Origin of the sequence: Enterococcus mediterraneensis (assembly GCF_900604485.1) — a bacterium.
Lineage (GTDB): Bacteria > Bacillota > Bacilli > Lactobacillales > Enterococcaceae > Enterococcus_C > Enterococcus_C mediterraneensis.
Genome location: NZ_UWOP01000001.1, coordinates 275135 through 295977, shown reverse-complemented (window position 1 = coordinate 295977; position 20843 = coordinate 275135). Strand labels below are relative to the sequence as shown.

The 20843-nt window shown below is 41.7% G+C and carries 20 protein-coding genes and 1 riboswitch; of the genes, 16 read left to right on the top strand and 4 right to left on the bottom strand.

Annotated elements, in window-relative coordinates:
• Window positions 1-109 precede the first annotated feature (109 nt).
• The 4 genes from EFB00_RS01410 (at window position 110) to EFB00_RS01400 (ending at window position 5728) form a co-directional block, all read left to right on the top strand.
• Window positions 110-811: an ABC transporter ATP-binding protein gene (locus EFB00_RS01410; RefSeq protein ID WP_122645157.1), complete on the top strand. Its 702-nt coding sequence runs from the start codon at window positions 110-112 to the stop codon at window positions 809-811.
• Between the two features lie 9 nt (window positions 812-820).
• A complete protein-coding gene (locus EFB00_RS01405) occupies window positions 821-4222 on the top strand; it encodes an FtsX-like permease family protein (protein WP_122645156.1) in 3402 nt (1133 codons plus the stop codon).
• Between the two features lie 257 nt (window positions 4223-4479).
• On the top strand, window positions 4480-4605 hold the full coding sequence (locus EFB00_RS13720) for a hypothetical protein (RefSeq protein ID WP_277424017.1): 126 nt from the start codon (window positions 4480-4482) through the stop codon (window positions 4603-4605).
• Window positions 4598-5728, top strand: a complete 1131-nt coding sequence (locus tag EFB00_RS01400; protein WP_122645155.1) for a sodium ion-translocating decarboxylase subunit beta — start codon at window positions 4598-4600, stop codon at window positions 5726-5728. The genes EFB00_RS13720 and EFB00_RS01400 overlap by 8 nt, the downstream gene beginning before the upstream one ends.
• A 136-nt stretch (window positions 5729-5864) precedes the next feature.
• Here EFB00_RS01400 and EFB00_RS01395 read toward each other — a convergent pair whose 3' ends face one another.
• Complete coding sequence (locus EFB00_RS01395) at window positions 5865-6464, bottom strand: FUSC family protein (RefSeq protein WP_122645154.1); 600 nt, start codon at window positions 6462-6464, stop codon at window positions 5865-5867.
• Window positions 6465-6560: 96 nt separating this feature from the next.
• Here EFB00_RS01395 and EFB00_RS01390 point away from each other — a divergent pair, with 96 nt between their 5' ends.
• Complete coding sequence (locus EFB00_RS01390) at window positions 6561-7511, top strand: aromatic acid exporter family protein (RefSeq protein WP_122645153.1); 951 nt, start codon at window positions 6561-6563, stop codon at window positions 7509-7511.
• Between the two features lie 85 nt (window positions 7512-7596).
• Here the strand turns inward: EFB00_RS01390 and EFB00_RS01385 are convergent, their stop codons facing one another.
• Window positions 7597-8547: a Gfo/Idh/MocA family protein gene (locus EFB00_RS01385; RefSeq protein ID WP_122645152.1), complete on the bottom strand. Its 951-nt coding sequence runs from the start codon at window positions 8545-8547 to the stop codon at window positions 7597-7599.
• A gap of 156 nt (window positions 8548-8703) precedes the next feature.
• Here EFB00_RS01385 and EFB00_RS01380 point away from each other — a divergent pair, with 156 nt between their 5' ends.
• From EFB00_RS01380 to purB, 9 genes are all read left to right on the top strand, one after another.
• The gene (locus EFB00_RS01380) at window positions 8704-9216 is read left to right on the top strand and encodes a hypothetical protein (protein WP_122645151.1); all 513 of its coding nucleotides are present in this window, start codon (window positions 8704-8706) and stop codon (window positions 9214-9216) included.
• Between the two features lie 31 nt (window positions 9217-9247).
• Window positions 9248-10039, top strand: coding sequence for a M15 family metallopeptidase (locus EFB00_RS01375; RefSeq protein ID WP_241153387.1), 792 nt, complete (start codon window positions 9248-9250; stop codon window positions 10037-10039).
• Window positions 10040-10047: 8 nt separating this feature from the next.
• A complete protein-coding gene (locus tag EFB00_RS01370; RefSeq protein WP_122645150.1) occupies window positions 10048-10668 on the top strand; it encodes a glycoside hydrolase family 73 protein in 621 nt (206 codons plus the stop codon).
• Window positions 10669-10685: 17 nt separating this feature from the next.
• Window positions 10686-11369, top strand: coding sequence for a beta/alpha barrel domain-containing protein (locus EFB00_RS01365; RefSeq protein WP_122645149.1), 684 nt, complete (start codon window positions 10686-10688; stop codon window positions 11367-11369).
• Window positions 11370-11463: 94 nt separating this feature from the next.
• Window positions 11464-11560: riboswitch (purine riboswitch) on the top strand.
• Between the two features lie 73 nt (window positions 11561-11633).
• A complete protein-coding gene (locus tag EFB00_RS01360) occupies window positions 11634-12215 on the top strand; it encodes a xanthine phosphoribosyltransferase (RefSeq protein ID WP_122647010.1) in 582 nt (193 codons plus the stop codon).
• Between the two features lie 27 nt (window positions 12216-12242).
• Window positions 12243-13550, top strand: a complete 1308-nt coding sequence (locus EFB00_RS01355; RefSeq protein ID WP_277424033.1) for a nucleobase:cation symporter-2 family protein — start codon at window positions 12243-12245, stop codon at window positions 13548-13550.
• Between the two features lie 149 nt (window positions 13551-13699).
• A complete protein-coding gene (gene purE / locus EFB00_RS01350) occupies window positions 13700-14188 on the top strand; it encodes a 5-(carboxyamino)imidazole ribonucleotide mutase (protein ID WP_122645148.1) in 489 nt (162 codons plus the stop codon).
• Window positions 14181-15302: a 5-(carboxyamino)imidazole ribonucleotide synthase gene (gene purK, locus EFB00_RS01345; protein WP_206423482.1), complete on the top strand. Its 1122-nt coding sequence runs from the start codon at window positions 14181-14183 to the stop codon at window positions 15300-15302. Before purE ends, purK begins: the two co-directional genes overlap by 8 nt.
• A gap of 13 nt (window positions 15303-15315) precedes the next feature.
• Complete coding sequence (gene purB / locus EFB00_RS01340; protein WP_122645146.1) at window positions 15316-16608, top strand: adenylosuccinate lyase; 1293 nt, start codon at window positions 15316-15318, stop codon at window positions 16606-16608.
• Window positions 16609-16696: 88 nt separating this feature from the next.
• Here the strand turns inward: purB and pbp4 are convergent, their stop codons facing one another.
• Together pbp4 and EFB00_RS01330 are read right to left on the bottom strand one after the other, a co-directional pair.
• Window positions 16697-18736 carry a penicillin-binding protein PBP4(5) gene (pbp4, locus tag EFB00_RS01335; protein ID WP_122645145.1) on the bottom strand — a complete coding sequence of 680 codons (2040 nt, stop codon included), beginning with the start codon at window positions 18734-18736 and terminating at the stop codon, window positions 16697-16699.
• A gap of 460 nt (window positions 18737-19196) precedes the next feature.
• Window positions 19197-19580 carry a hypothetical protein gene (locus EFB00_RS01330; RefSeq protein ID WP_122645144.1) on the bottom strand — a complete coding sequence of 128 codons (384 nt, stop codon included), beginning with the start codon at window positions 19578-19580 and terminating at the stop codon, window positions 19197-19199.
• Window positions 19581-19859: 279 nt separating this feature from the next.
• On the opposite strand from EFB00_RS01330, the gene purC reads away from it, so the two are divergent.
• Window positions 19860-20585 (top strand): phosphoribosylaminoimidazolesuccinocarboxamide synthase, encoded by a 726-nt coding sequence (gene purC, locus EFB00_RS01325; protein WP_122645143.1) that lies wholly within the window; start codon window positions 19860-19862, stop codon window positions 20583-20585.
• Between the two features lie 2 nt (window positions 20586-20587).
• Window positions 20588-20842 (top strand): phosphoribosylformylglycinamidine synthase subunit PurS, encoded by a 255-nt coding sequence (gene purS, locus EFB00_RS01320; protein ID WP_122645142.1) that lies wholly within the window; start codon window positions 20588-20590, stop codon window positions 20840-20842.
• The last annotated feature ends 1 nt before the right edge of the window (window position 20843 follow it).

Below are 20843 nucleotides of genomic sequence, written 5' to 3'. Positions count from 1 at the left end.
GGATAGCTTTTTTCTTTCTTCTATTCACTGCCCAGAAACAATAAAATCCGGTAAATTCGGTTCAAAAATATGGTACACTAGGAATGAAAACGGATAAGGAGCAGTGTAGATGAGTTATATTGAAGTAGTAGATGAAGTAAAAAAATACAAAATGGGCGACACCACGATCATGGCTAATGACGGAGTTACGTTTTCTGTTGAAAAAGGAGAGATCGCGGTTATTTTAGGTCCCAGTGGCGCTGGTAAATCAACGGTCTTGAATATTCTTGGCGGGATGGATACCTGTGACAGCGGCAAAGTCGCTATTGATGGGGTGGATATTTCAACATTCAATGCCAAACAATTAACAGAATATCGTCGTTATGATGTCGGCTTTGTTTTTCAATTTTACAATTTAGTTCCTAATTTGACGGCTAAGGAAAATGTCGAATTAGCGTCGCAGATCGTCAAAGAAGCCAGTGATCCGGAAGACGTCCTCTTGCAAGTGGGATTAGGAAAACGTATGAACAACTTTCCATCGCAACTTTCCGGCGGGGAACAGCAGCGGGTAACTATCGCGCGGGCGTTGGCCAAGAAACCAAAATTGTTATTGTGCGATGAACCGACAGGCGCGTTGGATTATGAAACAGGGAAACAGATTTTGCAGATCTTACAAGATACTGCCAGAAACATGGGAACCACTGTTTTGATCATCACTCATAATTCCCAGATCGCACCAATGGCCGATCGGGTGATCCGAATCAACGACGCCAAAGTGCGCAGTATCGAGATCAACGAACAGCCGACCCCGGTGGATCAAATAGAATGGTAGGAGCAGCGCATGAAAAAATCAGCTTTACTTAAAACAAGTCTTCGTGAGATCAAAAATTCACCCGCCCGCTTCTTTTCTATCTTGGGGATCATTTTTTTAGGCGTTGCCTTTTTTGCAGGGATCGGTGCCACCGGTCCTGATATGATCCGTTCGGCAGATGACTATTATCAAAAACAAGACTTGGCAGACGGAGCAGTTGCTTCGACACTTGGCGTTGTGGAAAAAGATCTGGATTTGATCAAGGAAGAACCGCAAGTCGCTAAGGCAGTCCCCCAATACATGCTGGATCTGAATCTGACAGAAGCCAATCAAGTGGTCCGTATTTTCGGGCTGACAAAAGAATTGAACGACTATGTGGTAGTCAAAGGCCGGCTTCCGGAAAAAGAAGGGGAAATCGCGCTGGATAGCATCGCCAATTCAAAAAATTATGCCGTTGGCGACACGTTTGAGATCGCGAAAGAAGATGATCCGCAAAATCAAGTAAAATCCCATAAATTAAAAATCGTCGGCTTTGTCAATTCCCCGGAGTTTATTGAAAATGTCAAACGAGGCAACACAAATGTCGGCAGCGGTTCGGTAGATTATTTTGCTGTTGTTTCTGAAAAAGATCTGGATCTGTCTACTTATTCGCGGATCTTGGTATCCTTTAAACAGACGAACAGTGCCTATACGGATGCTTATACAAAAAAGGTCGCCGCTGAGTTAGACAAACTTGAGAAAAAACTGGCAGATCGTCCTGAAGAACGTTTAGCCGAGGTCAAACAAGCCGCTGAGAAAGAATTAGACAAAGTAAGAAAACAGGTGGAAGATGGCGAAAAAGCGTTACAAGATGCGGAAGACAAATTAACACAAGCCAAAAAAGACATCGACCAAGGAAAGCAAGAGATCCTTGCAAATAGAGAACAGATGACAGCACAAATCAATCAGGCAACACAAGAACTGGATGCTAATGAAGCTGCATTGACGAGCCAAGAAACAGAATTAGAGCAGCAGAAGCAACAGCTGGCTGCCCAAAAAGAAAGACTGGATACCGCCGAACGACAGCTCAATGATCGAAAACAGCAACTGGCTGAAGCAAAACAACAGCAGACAGAGTTAACGAAAACCATCGATGGACTGACGAAGAAAGTCACTGCTTATCAAGGTTTGGCCGCAAGTTTTCAGCGAGCGGCAGCATTGGGTGAAGAAGAATTCAAAGAAACCATCGTGGAACAACGAGCAGAATGGTTGAAATCTTTAAATGAAATAGACAGCAGTTCTCCTGCAGTCGAGCAAGTGACGAACTTATCAGATGAAACCACGAAAGAACAATTTGCAACGATCATTGAAACGGTCAATACAGCAGCACAAGAAGCAAACAATCAATTGACCACCGCTACAAATCAAGCGACCGCACTAACGAGACAGATCCAAGAAAGTGAAACCGCTGAGCGGACGCTGCAAACGCAAAGACAGCAGTTACAAGCAGCAGAAGCTCAAATCAGCTCTGGTGAAAGAGAGATCGCAAATGGCAAGCAACAGATCGCTGCCGGCAGACAAGAATTAGCGGAACAGCAAGCCGCCGGCGAAGCCGAGCTTGCGCAGGCTTCTGAACAGATCGAAGCTGCCGAAGAGGAATATCAAAAAGGTTTGGAAGAATTTCAAAAGCAAAATAGCGAGAATATGCCAAAACTTTTGGATGCCGAACTTCAGCTGAAAAACGAAACAGCAAGATTAAATGAAATGAAACCGGCGGAATATCTCTTTACAGATCGTGAAGACAATCCCGGTTATATCGAATATAAACAAAATGCAGATCGTATCTCATCACTGGCGACCGTCTTTCCGATCATTTTCTTCTTGATCGCCGCGTTGGTAAGTCTGACTACCATGACTCGTATGATTGAAGAAAAACGAACAGAAATCGGGACTTTTAAAGCATTAGGATATAAAAATCATGAGATCGCTTTGAAATTTTTATATTACTCATTAAGTGCTGGATTGATCGGGTCTATTTTAGGTTTGGCGTTAGGCTTTTACTTGTTCCCGACGATTATTATCAGTGCTTACGGACAGCTTTATAATATTGAAGAGTTTGTGACACCGTGGTATTGGAGTTACTCACTGATCGGGATCATCGTGGCATTAGTCTGTACGGTTGGTGTCGCATTGCTGGCATTGTGGATCGATCTGTTCAGTCAGCCGGCAGAATTGCTTCGTCCTAAAGCACCAAAAGCCGGAAAACGTGTCTGGCTGGAATATATCCGTCCTGTTTGGAAACGACTCAGCTTTATCCAAAAAGTAACGATGCGAAATCTATTCCGTTACAAATTGCGGATGCTGATGACGATTTTTGGCATTGCCGGTTGTACCTCGATGATCGTGACCGGTTTTGGATTAAGAGATTCTATCAGCGATATCGTTCCAACACAGTTTGAGAAGTTGTGGAATTATGAAGGGATCGTGACCTTCAATGAAAATGCGACGACTGAACAACGAACACGATATGAAGAAGAGATAAGCAAAGCAGAGCATTTCAAAGAACGGCTGCCGATTTCTTCTGAGATCCTTACATTGTCTGGGAATAAACAGACACCGCAAGATGTGACAGTCTATGTACCGGAAGATCCGCAGGAAGTTTCGAAATTTATTTTATTCAATGATCGAAAAACCGGCAAAAAATACCAGCTGACAGATGACGGCGCGATTATCAACGAAAAACTGGCAAAATTATTTGATATCAAGATCGGTGATACTATCGAGCTGAAATCAACAGATCATACCTATCCTGTCAAAGTTACTGCCATTACTGAAAACTATACGGGGCATTTTGCTTATCTGTCACCAAAATATTATGAACAAGTCTTTGATAAAAAGCCAAGCTACAATACGGAATTTATTGCTTTTGATCGCTCTTTGTCAACGAAACAGGAAAATGATCTAGCCAATCATCTGATGGAAAACGATGGAGTCATCAATGTTTCCTTCTTGACTGAATCATTGGACGCGCTGGGAGATACCACGGAGACATTGAATCTAGTCGTTTGGGTGTTGATCATTTCTGCAGGTCTGTTGGCATTTATCGTGCTGTACAACTTGAACAATATCAATATTTCGGAACGAATCAGGGAATTGTCTACCATCAAAGTACTAGGGTTTTATGACAAAGAAGTAACGATGTATATCTATCGCGAAAATATCCTTCTGACATTATTAGGAATCTTGGTGGGTCTTGTGATGGGTAAAATCGAACACAATTATGTATTGCAGACTGTAGAACTTGATATGCTGATGTTCCCGCCGAATATCCACGCCATCAGTTACCTTTATTCTAGTTTGATCACCATCTTTTTCACTGTGATCGTAGGGATCGTTATTTACTTTAAATTAAAAAAAGTCGACATGATCGAAGCACTAAAATCAAATGAATAAAGTAGACTGTTATGAACCAAAGTCTTGTCAATTTGTAAAGGATCGGCTATAACATACTAGAAAAATATTCGAATGATAATGACCACTGCTGTATATCGGCAGGTTTTACCATGAACGGTAGAAACAGGTCAACTATCGTTCGGATATTTTTTTATAGTCGCGTCTTACTCGACACAAAAAATCCAAAATCGTGTGCTGTCGGCTTTTCTTTGGTAATTTTTGTGAGCTTTGTTACAATGAAAAAGAGGGGTGAAAAAATGTCGTTGATAGATGCAAGTGTTATCACGTTCGTTGCGATGTTTTTGGTATTTTTTATTTTAGCTGTTTTGTGGGGAGCGTTAGTGGCATTCAATCATTTGATGAAGGAGATGACCGATGACTGAGATAATCCAAGAAATGATTGTATCATCAGGGATAGCTGGTTTGACATGGAAACATGCAGTGATGATCATTATTGCACTGATTTTTATTTATTTAGCTGTTTTTAAAAAATATGAGCCGTATCTGCTATTGCCGATTTCATTTGGCATATTGTTAGTCAATTTGCCTCTGACTGGGATCTTTGCACCGCCAACCAGTATGGAGCCAGGCGGACTGCTTTATTATCTTTATCAAGGAACAGCATTAGGGATCTATCCGCCGTTGATTTTTCTTTGTTTAGGAGCAGCGACGGATTTCGGTCCGCTGATCGCCAATCCTAAAACACTGCTTTTAGGGGCGGCGGCACAATTCGGGATCTTTGCGGCTTTTTTCGGAGCGATCCTTTTAGGCATGACAGGTCCAGAAGCAGCGGCTACCGGGATCATCGGCGGCGCGGATGGGCCAACGGCGATTTATTTAACGACTCGCTTGGCACCTGAACTGCTTCCTGTGATCGCCATTGCCGCTTATTCTTATATGGCATTGGTGCCGATTATCCAGCCGCCGATCATCAATGCATTGACAACAAAAGAAGAACGCAAGATCAAGATGCACATGCAGCGCAGCGTCAAACGCAAAGAAAAAATCATTTTTCCAATCTTTACGACGATTTTTGTGGCATTGATAGTCCCGGCGGCAACGACATTGATCGGAAGTTTGATGTTGGGAAATCTGATCCGAGAGTCTCAGGTCGTCCCTAAACTGACAGCGACATTGCAGGATTCGTTGATGTTTATTTTAACGATCTTGTTGGGTTTGACAGTAGGAGCCAAGGCTGAAGCGGAGATATTTCTTTCGCTTGCTACGATCAAGATCATCCTGTTAGGGTTGTTTGCTTTTGCTGTCGGTACAGCAGCCGGCGTCTTATTCGGCAAGTTGATGTGTCGGCTGACAAAAGGAGCTGTCAATCCCATGATCGGAGCAGCTGGGGTTTCGGCAGTTCCGATGGCAGCGCGAGTAGTGCATCAAGAAGGGTTGAAAAACAATTCTTCCAACTACTTATTGATGCATGCTATGGGTCCCAACGTGGCAGGTATCATCGGTTCAGCGGTTGCCGCTGGTGTTTTGCTGGCGTTTTTCGGATAAAGTTTTACAAAGAGAACAATAAAGAACCAACAAATGCCCAGGCTATATAGATTGTTTCTGCAAATATATAGCTTGGGTATTTGTTGGTTTTTCAAATCAAAAGATAATAACCTTATTAGAAAATTTCAAAAGTCCCTCACAAAGGATCATCTTCTGATTTTTCGATTTTCTTCTGGATTTCTGACAGCATGGATTCTAGTTCGGTTTTTTTCTTTTTCAATTCTTCCAGATCTTCTGTGATTTGCTGTTCTTTTTCCTGTTCCGGCGGTCGAATGACAAAGTTGATACTGATAGCTATAAATGTTCCGATAAAGGTATCGATCACTCGCTGGACGGCATAGAGAAAAGATTCTCCTTGAGGTACACTCAATGCAATCAGCAGCATCGTAGCAATTGCCGCCACAATACCAGTATTGTTATTGATACCGTCGGAAATAATGATCACGACAGCTACTAAAATAGGTAAAATGAAAAGCTCTACAAGAAAATCTTGTCGAAAATACTGCTTGATAAAAAAATAAAATATCGCTGCCGCGCCTCCGATCGTATTGCCTAAAATACGTGAGCGGCCAAAAGAAACGGTGGTAGTCAGATCCTGCCGCAGTGAGAATACCGCGGAAAGAGCGGCAATCAGCGGGACACCGCGATCAAGGATCTCAAAAAGCAAGATGCAGAGCATGACAGCAAGGGCGGTCTTCATGGTACGCATGCCAATTCGGAATCGTCCAAAGTACATAAAATTCTCCTTTTTTCTTTATCATATCGAACTATCAAAATGATTGCCAGTTTAAACTGTTTTAGATTACTATGTAAAAAACAAGGAGGAATTTTCATGAAAATCGGGTTACGAACGATCAAGACGGCGGTCGCCGCGACCTTAGCGTTACTGGCCGCGAATGCTTTGCAATTATTATTTGCGCCAGCTGCAGGAATCATCGCCGTTTTAAGTGTCGGCAATACAAAGCGGACGTCATTGATGACCGCGATCTACCGAGTAAGCTCGCTAATTTTGGCAACGATCATCGCTTTTATCTGTTTTCAGATCTTAGGGTTTAATCCTATTGCTTTTGGCGTGTATCTGCTGCTGTTTATCGGCGTTTCTGTCCGCTTAGGGCTGGAAGACGGGATCGTTGTGAATTCTGTTTTAGTTACTCATTATATGATCGAAGCTTCATTTGCTCCGGCGCTGATCCTTAATGAGTTTTTTTTGATGGGATTGGGGGTAGGCTTTGCACTGCTGTTTAATTTAGTGATGCCCGATCTGCAAAAAAAGTTGAAAGAAGATCAATTAGTCATTGAAGAGATGTTTCGCAATTTGCTGCAGAAAATGGCAAAGTATTTAAATCAGCCTGAGCAGGAAGCCAAACTATTGGATGAATGTAATGGACTGCTGTCTTTTATCAATGATGCCCAAAAGCGGGCGGTGCTCCATCAAGAGAATCAATGGATGGCAAAAAACGGCTACTTTAAAGAGTATTTCGCTATGCGGCGTACTCAGTTGCGCGTATTAGGAGATATGATCGATTTGCTGGATCATATTTATGTGGACGAAGAAATAATTTACGGTGTCCGTCATCTGCTGCAGATCACTTCAGAACAATTTGCTGAAGCGAACGATGGCAAACAGATCCTAGCAGAAATTTATCAAGTATATGAAAACTATCGGCAAAAACCACTGCCGCAAACAAGAGAAGAATTTGAAAATCGCGCACGCTTGTTCCAATTCTTGCAATCTTTTACTACTTTTATCCAAATAAAAGCGGAATTTACCAAACAATCCTAATCAATCTCCAAAGTAAAAAGAAGGACAATGTTCCCTTGATAGGTGAGAGCATTGTCCTTTTTATTTATAAGTGATCAGAAATATTTTATTCGTTCCAAGTCTTCTGCATTTGGTCTAACACCGTGATCACGTCTTTTGTAAGTTGGAGTGAATGATTTGGTGCGCCTTCAATCGACGCGATCATTGCAGCCAATTCGTAATTCAGCGCTTCTTGTGTATTGCCGACTTCAATGAATTCTTTGGTGCCGTCGTTGTAAATGATCTCTGCCTTGTCCGCACGAGGATAATCTGCAACGGTGATATATGCGTTTTCGAAGGCCGCGATCCCAACTTTTGGCATTTTCGCTTGGAAAGTCAATGTGACAGCCGCCATTTCATTCTGTTCATTGCGAAGGATCGTTACCGATTGTTCATCGACACCGGTTTCAAAAGGCAACACATCACTGGCGATGACTTTAGGAGCCGTTGTCATAAAACTGCGGGCGAAGGAAACGGCATAAGTACCGATATCCAACAATGCGCCACCGGCAAGCTCTGGATTGAAAAAGCGGTTGTTCGGATCAGGTTCTTTGTAACTGCCAAAAGGTGCTTGGATCATCTTTAATTTCCCTAATTTTCCAGAATCAGCGATACCGCGCAATTCTTTGAAAAGCGGCATGTTAAAGATCGTCATGGCTTCTTGCAGGATCAATCCTTTTTCTTGGGCAACTGCCGCGACTTCTTCTAACTCAGCCAGATCTAATGTGATCGCTTTTTCGCAAAGCACATGTTTGCCGGCTTGCAGCGCTTGCAAAATATGCGCTTTATGAAACTGATTGGGAACAGCTACGTAGACGACATCGATCGCTGGATCAGCCAGCATCTCTTCGTAAGAACCATAAGTATGTTGGATTTGATATTTTTCTGCGAAGGCTTGCGCTTTTGCTAATGTACGAGAAGCCGCACCATAAAGCACACTTTGTTCTTGTAAAAAAACGGTTGCGAATTGGTGGGCGATATCGCCAAGACCAATGATCCCCCAATTGTATTTTTTCATTGAAACACGCTCCTATCTTAGTTAGGTTATAATCAGTATAGCAGAAAAACCACGAACGCTTAGCAAAATTTCCTTAAAAAAAGGGAAATTCCTAAGGTTTTGAGGTGATTTTCCATGCTAAATTCAGTAGAATTGTTTATGAGGAGGCGTTCTTTTATGCATGAAGTATATATCCAAATTTTAGTGAATACGATACACGAACAATACACCAGCGAAAAAAGTTTTTACGAAAGCATTTTAGGTGCTGATCAAACAACTTGGGAAGCGTGGAAAGCCGGTAAAGGCAATCTGACCGCTGAACAAAATCAAAAAATCAAAAATCTATTCAGCGACTACGAGTGGATGCTGCTGCAAAAAATCTTACGGCAAACCATTATTTTTCCAGAGAAACGAACAGTTGCGATCAGCGAGTACAAAAAAATGAAAACCAAGATCGCGCAAAAATGGCTGAGTTCTAATTTAGCGACGGCTGAAATGATTTCTTATAATGAAGAAGGCCAGGAACAACAATATCTTGATTTGAAGGTCACTATCACTTATGATGAATGGGGTTTTGATGATATTCTGAATTTCCGCCTGCCAGCGGTGATCCAGCAGCAAATAAAAAATGAAAAAGTGGCATTATTGAACTGGGTCAATGAAAATTTAGAAGATGCATATACAAAGTAGTTGGATTTACACATTGAGAGGATTTTTTTAATTGAAAAAAGCAGGAAAAGTCGTAGTCATTTTGGCAGTTTTAGGTGGCATCATTTTTGCTTCCATCAAATATGGCGAAGCGCAGGAACCTTATGCGGAGAAAACGACTGTTTCAAAAGAAAAAACAGCGCAAAAAGAAGCGGTAAAAACACAAGCAGTAAAACAATCCGCTTTTGCAGATCTGCCTGATGTTTCTGTCAACGATTGGCAGTTGGTTTTAGTCAGTCCAGATCACCATATCAAAAAAGAAGTGTCTGCGGATCAATTAGTGACGATCAACGGCGGTCAGCAAATCGATCGACGGATCGAAGGAGCCTATAATGATCTGGTTTCCTCAGCAAAAAAAGCCGGCATCAATTTGCGATTGATCTCTGCTTTTCGTTCGGTCAGCGATCAGGAGGCAGTCTTTAGTGCACGAATTGCACAGCTGATGAGCCAAAATAATTTATCGGAAGCTGATGCTAAGAAAAAAGCGATGGAGACAATGACCGAACCGGGATTCAGCGAACATCATACCGGTTTGGCAATCGATGTCGTGGATGAACAGTGGCTGGCCAGCAATCCTAATATGATTCTGGACGAAAGCTACAGCAAAAAGCCGGGGGCAAAATGGCTGCAAGCCAATGCATATAAATATGGATTTATTGTTCGATACCCTGACGGAAAAGAAGATATCACAAAAATCACCTATGAGCCATGGCACTTGCGGTATGTCGGGAAAGAAAGTGCAGCATATATCGAAAAACACCATATTACATTGGAAGAATATATCCAACGTTTGACTGAAAAATAGGAGGAGCTATGGCAATAAGAAAATACAAAAAGAAACAAAAAGTTCGGATGCCGGCGATCATCGCCGGATTTCTGCTTATTGGGCTGGCTTTTTCATTTTCTTTAAGAAGTCTCAGCAGTCCGTTACAACCGCTGCAGCAATTTTTTAATGAACCTGATAAAGGAATGAGTCGGAGAGAATTTATCGAGAAGCTGGCGCCTCATGCCAAAGAGCTGCAGACGGGCTACGGTATTCTGCCGAGCATTATTTTGGGACAGGCGGGGCTCGAATCCAATTTTGGGGAAAGCACCCTTAGCAGTAAGTACAATAATCTTTTCGGGATCAAGGCCTATGGAAATCAAAAGAAAGTAAAGTTAGAAACCAAAGAATTCGTCAATGAACAATGGATCACCATCAAAGGTGAATTCAAAGTATATGACTCTTGGCAGGATTCGATGGACGACCATACGATGCTCTTTGTCAATGGCGTTGATTGGAATCCAAAACTTTATGAAGGCGTATTGACGGCGAAAAATTATAAAGAAGCGGCACAAGCCTTGCAAGAGGCAGGATATGCGACAGATCCCACCTATGCTGATAAAATCATAAGTGTCATTGAACAATATGATCTAGCAAAATATGATGAGTAAGAGAAAGGGAGTGGCGTATGGAAGAGCAAATGGTCCCAAACATCACATCTGAGTTACGAAAAGATATTGTAAGAGTTCCTGAGGTGATCCGCAAAGCAAGCGGCATCCACTTTTTTGGGAAAAAAATACGTTCCATCATTTTTACAACAGATATCGCGATCATTCGCAATACCAATGCGAATGCCGTGATCGCAGTTTATCCTTTTACGCCGCATCCGGCGATCACTAAAAGCATCATCGAAGCCGCAGATATCCCGGTTTTTTCAGGAGTTGGCGGAGGATTGACTAGCGGTCAGCGCTCCCAATATATGAGTATGTTCGCAGAAGCGCAAGGTTCGATCGGTGTAGTATTGAATTCACCTACGCCAGTAGAAACCGTCCGACAAGTCTGTCAGGTGGTAGATATTCCCGTGATCAGTACGGTCACTTCTAAATATACTCCCATTGATGAGAAGCTGGAAGCCGGTGTCAAATTGATCAACATCAGCGCTGGTAAAGAAACGGCAGAGACCGTTCGGCATTTCCGCAAGCATTATCCAGATTTGCCGATCATTGCTACCGGTGGCCCCACCGATGAAAGTATCTTAGAAACGATCGAAGCCGGTGCGAATGCGATCACCTATACACCGCCTTCAAACGGTGAACTGTTCAGCCATAAGATGGATTATTATCGGGACTTGGAAAGAAAAGATAACGAATGATTTTGTTGATTTATCTAAAAATATTAGGATTTTTTTAGATAGGAAAGGCTTTCACCCCTTGAGTTTTTAATCGTCAGCAGGCATACTAAAAGCTATATTTTAGACAAAAACAACTTATATATCGTCGTAATTGGTCGACAGTCTCTACCCGATACCGGAAATATCGGACTATAAGTGAAAAAAGTGCTGAAGGGCACCTTTTTTGCTTATCTGCAAAAAAAGGTGTCTTTCTGTTTAATTTTCAATAAAAAAGGAGTAGTAAGAATGAGAGAACTTATAGAACGAATCGAAAAAGACGGACGAGTATTAGGCGAAGGTGTGCTGAAAGTCGACAGCTTTGTGACTCACCAAGTGGATCCTGAATTGATGGAGAAAATCGGTGAACGCTTCGCAGAAGTTTTTAAAGATGCGAACATCACAAAAGTCGTTACTATCGAAGCTTCAGGAATCGCGCCGGCATTGTACGCGGCACAAACATTAGGTGTTCCAATGGTCTTTGCCCGCAAATCCAAGAGCCTGACAATGAATGAAGAATTATTGACTTCTTCTGTCTATTCATTCACCAAGCAAGTGACAAGTACGATCTCGATCTCAAGAAAATTTTTGTCTGAAAAGGATAACGTACTGATTATTGATGACTTTTTGGCTAATGGTCAAGCTGCAAAAGGTTTGATCGAGTTGTGTCAGCAAGCTGGCGCAAAAGTTGAAGGTATCGGTATTGTTATTGAAAAATCCTTCCAAGATGGACGCGAATTATTAGAGGAAATGGGACTGAAAGTTGTCTCTTTGGCTAGAATCGCATCGTTATCAAATGGAAAGGTGGAATTTATCGAGGAGGATGCTTAATTGAAAAAGCAAACACAGACAAAAGCAGTGACAGAGCAATCACAAGCCAAAGCGGCGGTGTTGGGCTTGCAACATCTGTTGGCTATGTACGCAGGAGCAGTAGCCGTACCTTTATTGATCGGGACGGGATTAGGTTTTAATGAAACACAAATGACTTATTTGATTTCCATTGATATTTTCATGTGTGGCGTCGCTACATTGTTACAGCTGACTGTTACGAAATTTTTTGGTATCGGCTTGCCGGTTGTATTAGGCTGTGCGATCCAAGCGGTAGCTCCACTGATTTTGATTGGTGGAAAAGCTGGGATCGGAGCGATTTATGGTTCGATCATCGCTTCAGGGATTTTTGTTGTGTTGATCTCAGGCGTCTTTTCTAAAATCAAAAAATTATTTCCGCCTTTAGTTACCGGAACAGTGATCACTGTGATCGGACTTACGCTGATACCAGTAGCTATCACAAAAATGGGTGGCGGCGATGCAACAGCGCAATCATTCGGTTCTCATAATAATCTGCTGCTAGCTTTTATAACGATCTTATTGATCATTGGTACCCAAGTATTTACCAAAGGATTTGTCCGTTCGATCTCTGTTTTGATCGGTTTGATAGGCGGTACTTTATTAGCTTACATAATGGGGATGGTGGACTTTTCTGCGATCGGACATGCGCCTATTTTCCATGTTCCGCAACCATTTTACTTCGGCAAACCGACCTTTGATGTTTGGTCGATCATTTTGATGATCATCATTTCGATTGTCAGTATGGTTGAATCGACTGGTGTTTATTTCGCGCTTGGCGATATCACCGGTAAACAAGTAAAAGAAGACGACTTGAAACGCGGCTATCGCGCGGAAGGTTTGGCAGTCATTCTTGGCGGGATCTTCAATACTTTCCCTTACACAGGCTTTTCTCAAAATGTCGGATTAGTTCAATTATCTGGAATCAAAACCAGAAAACCGATTTATTTCTCTGCGTTCTTTTTGATCATCTTAGGTCTATTTCCTAAAATCGGTGCTCTTGCACAAATCATTCCCGAGCCGGTTTTAGGCGGCGGGATGCTGGTTATGTTCGGGATGGTAGCTGTTCAGGGGATGCGTATGCTGTCTAAAGTCGACTTCGCTAATGACAAAAACCTATTGATCATTGCGATATCGATTGGATTTGGTTTAGGTTTCAATATCACACCTCAACTATTCAGCAAACTGCCTGAAACAGTCCAAATGTTCACTGGAAATGGGATCGTGATAAGCAGTTTGACAGCGATCGTATTGAATCTTATCTTTAACGGTTTGAAGCAAGAAGATGGATTGGAAGAAATGTTTGAAGAAAATATATAAATGAAAAGAGCGGATTTCCGCTCTTTTTTTATTTTTTTAACAAACACGAACAATAAAAAGTTATGACTATTAAATATTCGATATTCTTTTGACAGATCTAGTGTGCCTCGTTAAAATTAATGAAGAATAGTTAAGAAAGGAAGTAAATTATGCAGCCGTTGGTTTCTGTAATTATGGGAAGTACATCAGATTGGGAAACGATGCGTCATTCATGTGAAATACTGGAAGAATTAGCGATTCCTTTTGAAAAGAAGGTAGTTTCTGCACATCGAACACCAGATGAAATGTTTCAATTCGCGGAAAATGCACGGGAAAACGGGATCAAAGTTATCATTGCCGGAGCGGGAGGTGCTGCTCATCTGCCGGGGATGGTTGCAGCTAAGACGACATTGCCGGTGATTGGTGTTCCAGTCCAATCACGAACATTAAATGGATTGGATTCTTTATTATCCATCGTGCAGATGCCGGGTGGGGTACCTGTGGCGACCACCGCCATCGGAAAAGCTGGTGCAATCAACGCTGGACTACTTGCGGCACAAATGCTTTCAATGTATGATTTAGAAGTAGCAGAAAAGCTTGCGAAACATCGCGAGAAGATGCGCGAAACTGTGATGGAAAGTAGTGATCAACTTGGTTAAGCCGCTTATGCCAGGAGCAACGATAGGAATCGTTGGTGGCGGACAATTAGGGAGAATGTTGACCCTCAGTGCAAAAAAAATGGGATTCCGAGTAGGAGTTTTGGACCCGGTAGAAGACTGCCCAACGGCACAAGTTGCTGATTGGCATATCGTTGCCGCGTATGAAGACATCTTCGCTTTAGAAGAATTGGCACGACGTTGTGATGTGATTACCTATGAGTTTGAAAATGTCAGTGTAGAAGCCCTGAACAGTATTTTACCGTTGGCTTATGTTCCTCAAGGTACTGATCTTTTGGCGATCACCCAAGATCGCTTGCTGGAAAAATCATTTTTAGAAGCAAATAATATCGTTATTGCACCGTATGCCACCATCATTAGCCCCACGGATATCCAAGATGCGATCGAAAGCATCGGTTACCCTTGCGTATTGAAAACGACAAGAGGGGGATATGACGGCAAAGGACAATATGTGTTGTACAGCACCGCTGATTTGGCACCATCAATGAATCTTTTACGAGAAGGGACTTGTGAATTAGAAGCGTGGATCCCTTTTGAAAAAGAGATCTCGGTGATGGTAGCCGGCAATGGAAATGGCGAATTTACGACTTTTCCGGTAGTAGAAAATATCCACCGCAATAATATTTTACATGAAACGATCGCACCAGCTCGTGTGATCCCTGAAGTGGCAGAAGAAGCCCAACGGATCGCGCGGGTCGTAGCAGAAGCGTTAGATCTACGAGGCGTTTTAGCGATCGAGATGTTTTTGACCAAATCAGGAAGTATTTACGTCAACGAATTAGCACCACGACCTCATAATTCAGGACATTACTCAATCGAAGCATGTTCCATGAGCCAATTCGATGCCCACATACGCGGGATCTGCGGTTGGCCGTTAGGAGAAGCTCGTCTTTTGACTGATGCGGTCATGATCAATATTTTAGGCGACGAATTGACAGATACCTATGATTTGATCTCCATGAAACCAGATTGGCAATTTCATTATTATGGTAAACATGAAGCGAAAGCCGGTCGTAAAATGGGTCATATCACCATTCCAACAACAGATATCTATCAAACTTTAGAGGATATCTATCAAACAAATATTTGGGATTAGAAGGAGCAGACGAATGTTAGAGCGTTATACAAGAGCAGAAATGGGAGAAATCTGGACAGATAAAAATCGTTTCCAAGCATGGCTGGAAGTAGAGATTCTGGCAGATGAAGCATGGGCGGAATTAGGCGAGATCCCGAAAGAAGATGTAAAGAAGATTCGGGAAAATGCTTCTTTTGATATCCAGCGCATTGCAGAAATCGAGCAACAAACACGTCATGATGTAGTGGCTTTTACACGGGCAGTATCAGAAACATTAGGAGAAGAGCGCAAATGGGTCCATTATGGACTGACAAGTACCGATGTTGTAGATACAGCGTACGGTTATTTGATCAAACAAGCCAATGATATTTTGCGAGAAGACTTGAAACGTTTTGCTCAAATCATCGCTGAAAAAGCGAAAGAACATAAATACACTGTCATGATGGGCCGGACTCACGGTGTGCATGCCGAACCTACAACATTTGGATTGAAATTAGCAACTTGGTATTCGGAAATGAAACGCAATATCGAACGTTTCGAACATGCGGCAAAAGGTGTGGAAGCTGGTAAAATCTCTGGAGCGGTAGGGACTTTTGCGAATATCCCGCCCTATATCGAAGAGTATGTTTGCACGCATCTAGGGATCCGTCCCCAAGAAATCTCTACGCAAGTACTGCCTCGTGACCTCCATGCGGAATATTTTTCCGCAATGGCATTAGTCGCAACCAGTATTGAACGTTTTGCCACAGAGATCCGCGGTCTGCAAAAATCAGAAACCCGAGAAGTGGAAGAGTTCTTCGCTAAAGGTCAAAAAGGCTCATCCGCGATGCCTCACAAACGCAATCCGATCGGTTCAGAAAACATGAGCGGACTTGCTCGTGTGATCCGAGGACACATGGTGACAGCCTATGAAAATGTCTCTTTATGGCACGAACGGGATATTTCCCATTCATCAGCAGAACGGATCATTTTACCGGATACGACGATCCTTTTAGATTACATGTTGAACCGTTTCGGTAATATCGTTAAAAATCTGACGGTCTTTCCAGAAAATATGAAACGCAACATGGATGCGACATTCGGTTTGATTTACAGCCAGCGTGTGATGCTGAAACTGATCGACAAAGGCATGACTAGAGAAGAAGCATATGATCTGGTACAACCGAAAACGGCCTACGCATGGGATCATCAAACCGCATTCCGACCTTTGTTGGAAGAAGATGAAAAGATCACTTCCGTATTGAGCTCGGAAGATCTAGATGACGCGTTTGATTATCAATATCATCTTCGCAATGTAGATACCATTTTTGAGCGAGTAGGACTTTAATCCAAATTTGAATAATAAAAAAGCTGAAATCGATCGATTTCAGCTTTTTTGTATGTTTTTATTGTTGCAATTATTCTGGTGCTATTTTTTATTTCAAACCATTCAATTGCGCTAAGACATCACTTGCCAAGGCCGTTGCGGATTCATCATCTTGACGGTCTTCCAGCATGGATACCATCAAATAATTGCCTTGATCAGGATCGAATGCGAAAAGGAAGCTGTTTTCTTGTCCTTTTTCATCTTGTTTTTCTTTGATCTCAGCGGTCCCGGTTTTCGCTGCTATATCGACACCTAATGCAGACAGGCTGTGGGCTGTGCCGTTTGGATCAGTCACAACGGCTTTTAAATCTTCAACGATCGTATCGACAGCGTTTGAAGCGACGACATTCTCTTTTGTTTTTGTTTCAGCATCCAGTAACAATTTAGGATAAACCAGTTTTCCTTGGTTTGCGAAGACCGAATACATGGCAGCTTGCTGGATCGGTGTCAGAAGCAGTTGTCCTTGGCCGTATCCGGTATCTGCTAAAAGAATATCTGAATTAAAATTGTCTTCGTTTGAAATCTGTGCAGGTTCCATAGCGATTGGCAAATCAAGTTTTTCGCCAAAAATGAATTTATCCAAGCCGGCACGGAATTTCTTTTCGCCCATTTTTAGCGTTTGTTGGGCCATATAAATATTGTCTGAATAGACAAGCGCTGTTTTTAGATTGACTTGAGGTACATCAGAGACTCTGGTTACTTGATAATTGCCCCAAGAGCTGTCTTTTTGCCATTTGAGCCCATCGATCGTTAAGGTTTCGGCAGGATCGATCGTACCGTTTTCCAGTCCGATGGCAGCCGTAATCGTTTTAAAGGTTGATCCGGGAGCGTAGCGGGTAGCAAAACGAGACAAGAACGGTTTATCTTCGTTGTTTTCATAGGCATCATAATCTTTTTGGGAGATGCCGTTTGTCATTTTGTTTGGATCAAAACTTGGTGAGCTGACAGCGGCCAACAGATCGCCCGTCTTAGGCTGAGTGATGACCGTAGCGCCGGCTTTATCATCTAACGCGTTATAAGCGGCTTTTTGAACTGATTGGTCGATAGTCAATTGGATCGTTTCACCATCTATTTTCTTTTTCTCTAGTAAAACTTGTTTTTCTTCGCCATTTTCATCAGTGATGGCGATCTTACCGCCATTTTGTCCCCGCAACTCTTTGTCATAGGTTGCTTCTAAACCAGTACGGCCGATTTTGCCGCTGCTGCTCAATTCGGGATTTTTTTCGATATCTTCGGCGGTTATCGTTCCTATATAACCGATCAATTGTGCGGCGGCTTCTCCTAGAGGATAACTGCGGCCGGTTATTTTCTGTGTGCTGGCACCGGCAGGCAATTCGGGATCGTCGCTGTCGATGATCGTCAGCGGCACAAAATAATCAGGTTGGACCCAAGATTGTTCAAGGGCTTGTGTAATAGCTGACTCTTCTAAATCGAATTGCTCAGCGATCGCCTTGATATTTTTCTCTTTGGTATCACCTTCGCCTAATTGACTAGGGATCACTCCTAATTGTGTTAACGCGGCATTTGTGGCCAGCGGCTGGTGGTTGCGATCAATAATTTCCCCGCGTATCGCGTCTTGAACAGATACGCTGACTTTATCTTTACCGGACATTCCCGGAAAAATAAGATTTGGACCCCATTCTAATTTCGGCGTTTTGCCGCTGTTATCGACAATTCCTTCGTATTTTAGACTTTTCAGTTCTCCTAATGAAGTATTCATGGACAGAGTATAAGAAAAATCATACGTATTCCCATCTTTTTGAGTGACTTTGATATTTTTGGCATCCAGTTGATCGGCACCGACACCGGAATAGATCGCTTGATATTTCTCCGTGATCTCTTTATCTGAAAAACCGTTTCGTTCCGCACTATCCTCCACGAGAAGTGAAGGGAGCTTATCGAAATCTTGTTTTTTCAGGATCGCGATATAATCTGTCACGACTTTTTTGCTGGCGGCAAGTGCCTGCTGTTCTGCGTAAAATCGATACCCGAAAAATCCAGCGATAGCAAGCAGAAGAATTACAACAACAATAATAATTACAGGTAGACGTTTTTTATTCGTATTTTGTTGAGAACGTGTAGTATTCATAGGTTCCTCCTTGAGGGAATGGTTTAGTTAATCATACTGAAAAAAGGCGCTGAGTTACTTGTCTTTATTTCTTTAATAGGTCTTGCTCAATGACCAAAATAAAGACCAACAAGCTATGTCTATCTTACACCAAACGCACTTCTGCTGGTAGACATTGACATTTTCTCAAGATAGATAAGCAGCTGGTATGAGGAGCTTCATTATTTTGGAAGATCCAGTTAAAAAAATGTGCAAATCCTACTATTGATTCCTAATTTTAACAGTTGATTCTTTTCAATACTGACATACTATATGTTTTTAAATAAAATACAATATTTATGCGATTAAATTTTTTTATACAAATAGTTATTTTTTTAAATAAAAAACTGGTTTGATAGAAAACGATCTGGTTTGATAGAAAACGATAAAAAAGGAACCCATAGCATATGGATTCCGTTAATCTGCTGATTGATAACACGAGCTAAGCTAAAACCACTCGTTGATTGATAAATTGAGAAAGACGTTCTTCTCGCAAGGTTTCCAATAAAAATTCAATAAAAGAAAAATTTTGTTCTTCCATATTATAAAAGACTTGGAAACGATATTTATTTTTGAAGATATGTTGTTCATGGATCTGATGGATGATGATTTCATCATTTTTTTTGTTTTTAAATTGAATCGTGCGCTTCCGGCATTCACAATGACGCTGAGAAGCCCGCTTTAATTTGCGGAAGGTATAAAAAGACGTGTCTTTGTTCATTTGATAAACTTCGTTGACAGCTAATAGGTCATTAAATAATTGGAATTTATCCTCTTCTGACAGTGAGGATAAAAAGCATTCAACGTTTTCTCGTTGACAATCCATATGTCATCCTCCTTAGAGCGTATCTCTAGAATCACAATTACACTATAGCATTCCACTATTTATTTGTAAACGGTTTATGAAGATTTTAAAAATATAAATCAGGAAAAACATGCAAAATTAGAACAAATTATCGCTAAAAAGCGAACATTAACGAATAAATTATTTTTATTATTTCATATTCCATTGACCAGTTTTTATTGTGTTGTTAAAATGATCACAATAAAACACGAACGATAAAAAGATAATATCTCTGTATCGTAAGTTAATTAGGAGGATACTATGGAAAAATCAGCTTTGGTTTATGAAGGGAAAGCAAAAAAACTTTTTCAAACCGATCAATCAAACGTATTGTGGGTAGAATATCTCGATCAAGCTACTGCCCTTAACGGTGCCAAAAAAGACGCGATACATGGAAAAGGCGCGTTGAACAATCAGATCACCAGTTTGATTTTTCAATGGCTGAATGAAGAAGGCATGACATCTCATTTTATTAAAAGTATCTCAAAACACGAACAATTAGTAGAATCAGTAGAGATCATTCCTCTGGAAATCGTTGTTCGCAATGTAGCAGCAGGAAGTTTTACGAAACGCTTTGGGATACCCGAAGGAACCCTGCTGGCATTTCCAATCGTAGAATTCTATTACAAAGATGACGCATTGGACGATCCTTTCATCAATGACGAACATATCCGACTCCTTAAATTAGCAACAGGCAAAGAAATCAACGACATCAAACACTTGGCTTTTCGATTGAATCAACTGCTGTGCCGACTATTTGCTGACATCGATATCCAGTTGGTGGATTTCAAGATCGAAGTCGGCCGCAACAAAAACGGCAAGATTCTTTTAGCAGATGAAATCACTCCAGACACTTGTCGGCTTTGGGATCGTCAGACGAAAGATCATTTAGACAAAGACATTTATCGCCGCGATTTAGGGGATTTGATCCCGATTTATCAAGAAGTGCTGCAACGATTAGAAAACTATTTAGCGAAGGAGCAATGATCATGTATTTAGTAAAGGTGTATGTAACGTATAAGGAATCGGTTTTAGACCCTCAAGGTGAAGCAGTCAAAGGTGCGGTGCATCGTTTGGGTTACGCTGAGATCAGCGAGATCCGCATTGGAAAGTATTTCGAGATCAAAGTGGCAGAAAGTAAACGTCCTATTGAAGATACCATCGAGGAGATTTGTGACAAATTACTGGCAAATGTCAATATGGAAACTTACCGTTATGAAATCTTGGCATTGGAGGAAGTCTAAT

Bases quoted from the DNA above. Each gene is read 5' to 3' on its own strand.
- EFB00_RS01370 (WP_122645150.1), top strand. From the start codon at position 10,048: ATGGCAATAAGAAAATACAAAAAGAAACAAAAAGTTCGGATGCCGGCG.
- purC (WP_122645143.1), top strand. From the start codon at position 19,860: ATGGAAAAATCAGCTTTGGTTTATGAAGGGAAAGCAAAAAAACTTTTT.
- EFB00_RS01360 (WP_122647010.1), top strand. From the start codon at position 11,634: ATGAGAGAACTTATAGAACGAATCGAAAAAGACGGACGAGTATTAGGC.
- EFB00_RS01380 (WP_122645151.1), top strand. From the start codon at position 8,704: ATGCATGAAGTATATATCCAAATTTTAGTGAATACGATACACGAACAA.
- EFB00_RS01395 (WP_122645154.1), bottom strand. From the start codon at position 6,464: ATGTACTTTGGACGATTCCGAATTGGCATGCGTACCATGAAGACCGCC.
- purB (WP_122645146.1), top strand. From the start codon at position 15,316: ATGTTAGAGCGTTATACAAGAGCAGAAATGGGAGAAATCTGGACAGAT.
- purS (WP_122645142.1), top strand. From the start codon at position 20,588: ATGTATTTAGTAAAGGTGTATGTAACGTATAAGGAATCGGTTTTAGAC.
- EFB00_RS01400 (WP_122645155.1), top strand. From the start codon at position 4,598: ATGACTGAGATAATCCAAGAAATGATTGTATCATCAGGGATAGCTGGT.
- EFB00_RS01410 (WP_122645157.1), top strand. From the start codon at position 110: ATGAGTTATATTGAAGTAGTAGATGAAGTAAAAAAATACAAAATGGGC.
- purE (WP_122645148.1), top strand. From the start codon at position 13,700: ATGCAGCCGTTGGTTTCTGTAATTATGGGAAGTACATCAGATTGGGAA.
- EFB00_RS13720 (WP_277424017.1), top strand. From the start codon at position 4,480: ATGTCGTTGATAGATGCAAGTGTTATCACGTTCGTTGCGATGTTTTTG.
- EFB00_RS01330 (WP_122645144.1), bottom strand. From the start codon at position 19,580: ATGGATTGTCAACGAGAAAACGTTGAATGCTTTTTATCCTCACTGTCA.
- EFB00_RS01385 (WP_122645152.1), bottom strand. From the start codon at position 8,547: ATGAAAAAATACAATTGGGGGATCATTGGTCTTGGCGATATCGCCCAC.
- EFB00_RS01405 (WP_122645156.1), top strand. From the start codon at position 821: ATGAAAAAATCAGCTTTACTTAAAACAAGTCTTCGTGAGATCAAAAAT.
- EFB00_RS01390 (WP_122645153.1), top strand. From the start codon at position 6,561: ATGAAAATCGGGTTACGAACGATCAAGACGGCGGTCGCCGCGACCTTA.
- EFB00_RS01365 (WP_122645149.1), top strand. From the start codon at position 10,686: ATGGAAGAGCAAATGGTCCCAAACATCACATCTGAGTTACGAAAAGAT.
- pbp4 (WP_122645145.1), bottom strand. From the start codon at position 18,736: ATGAATACTACACGTTCTCAACAAAATACGAATAAAAAACGTCTACCT.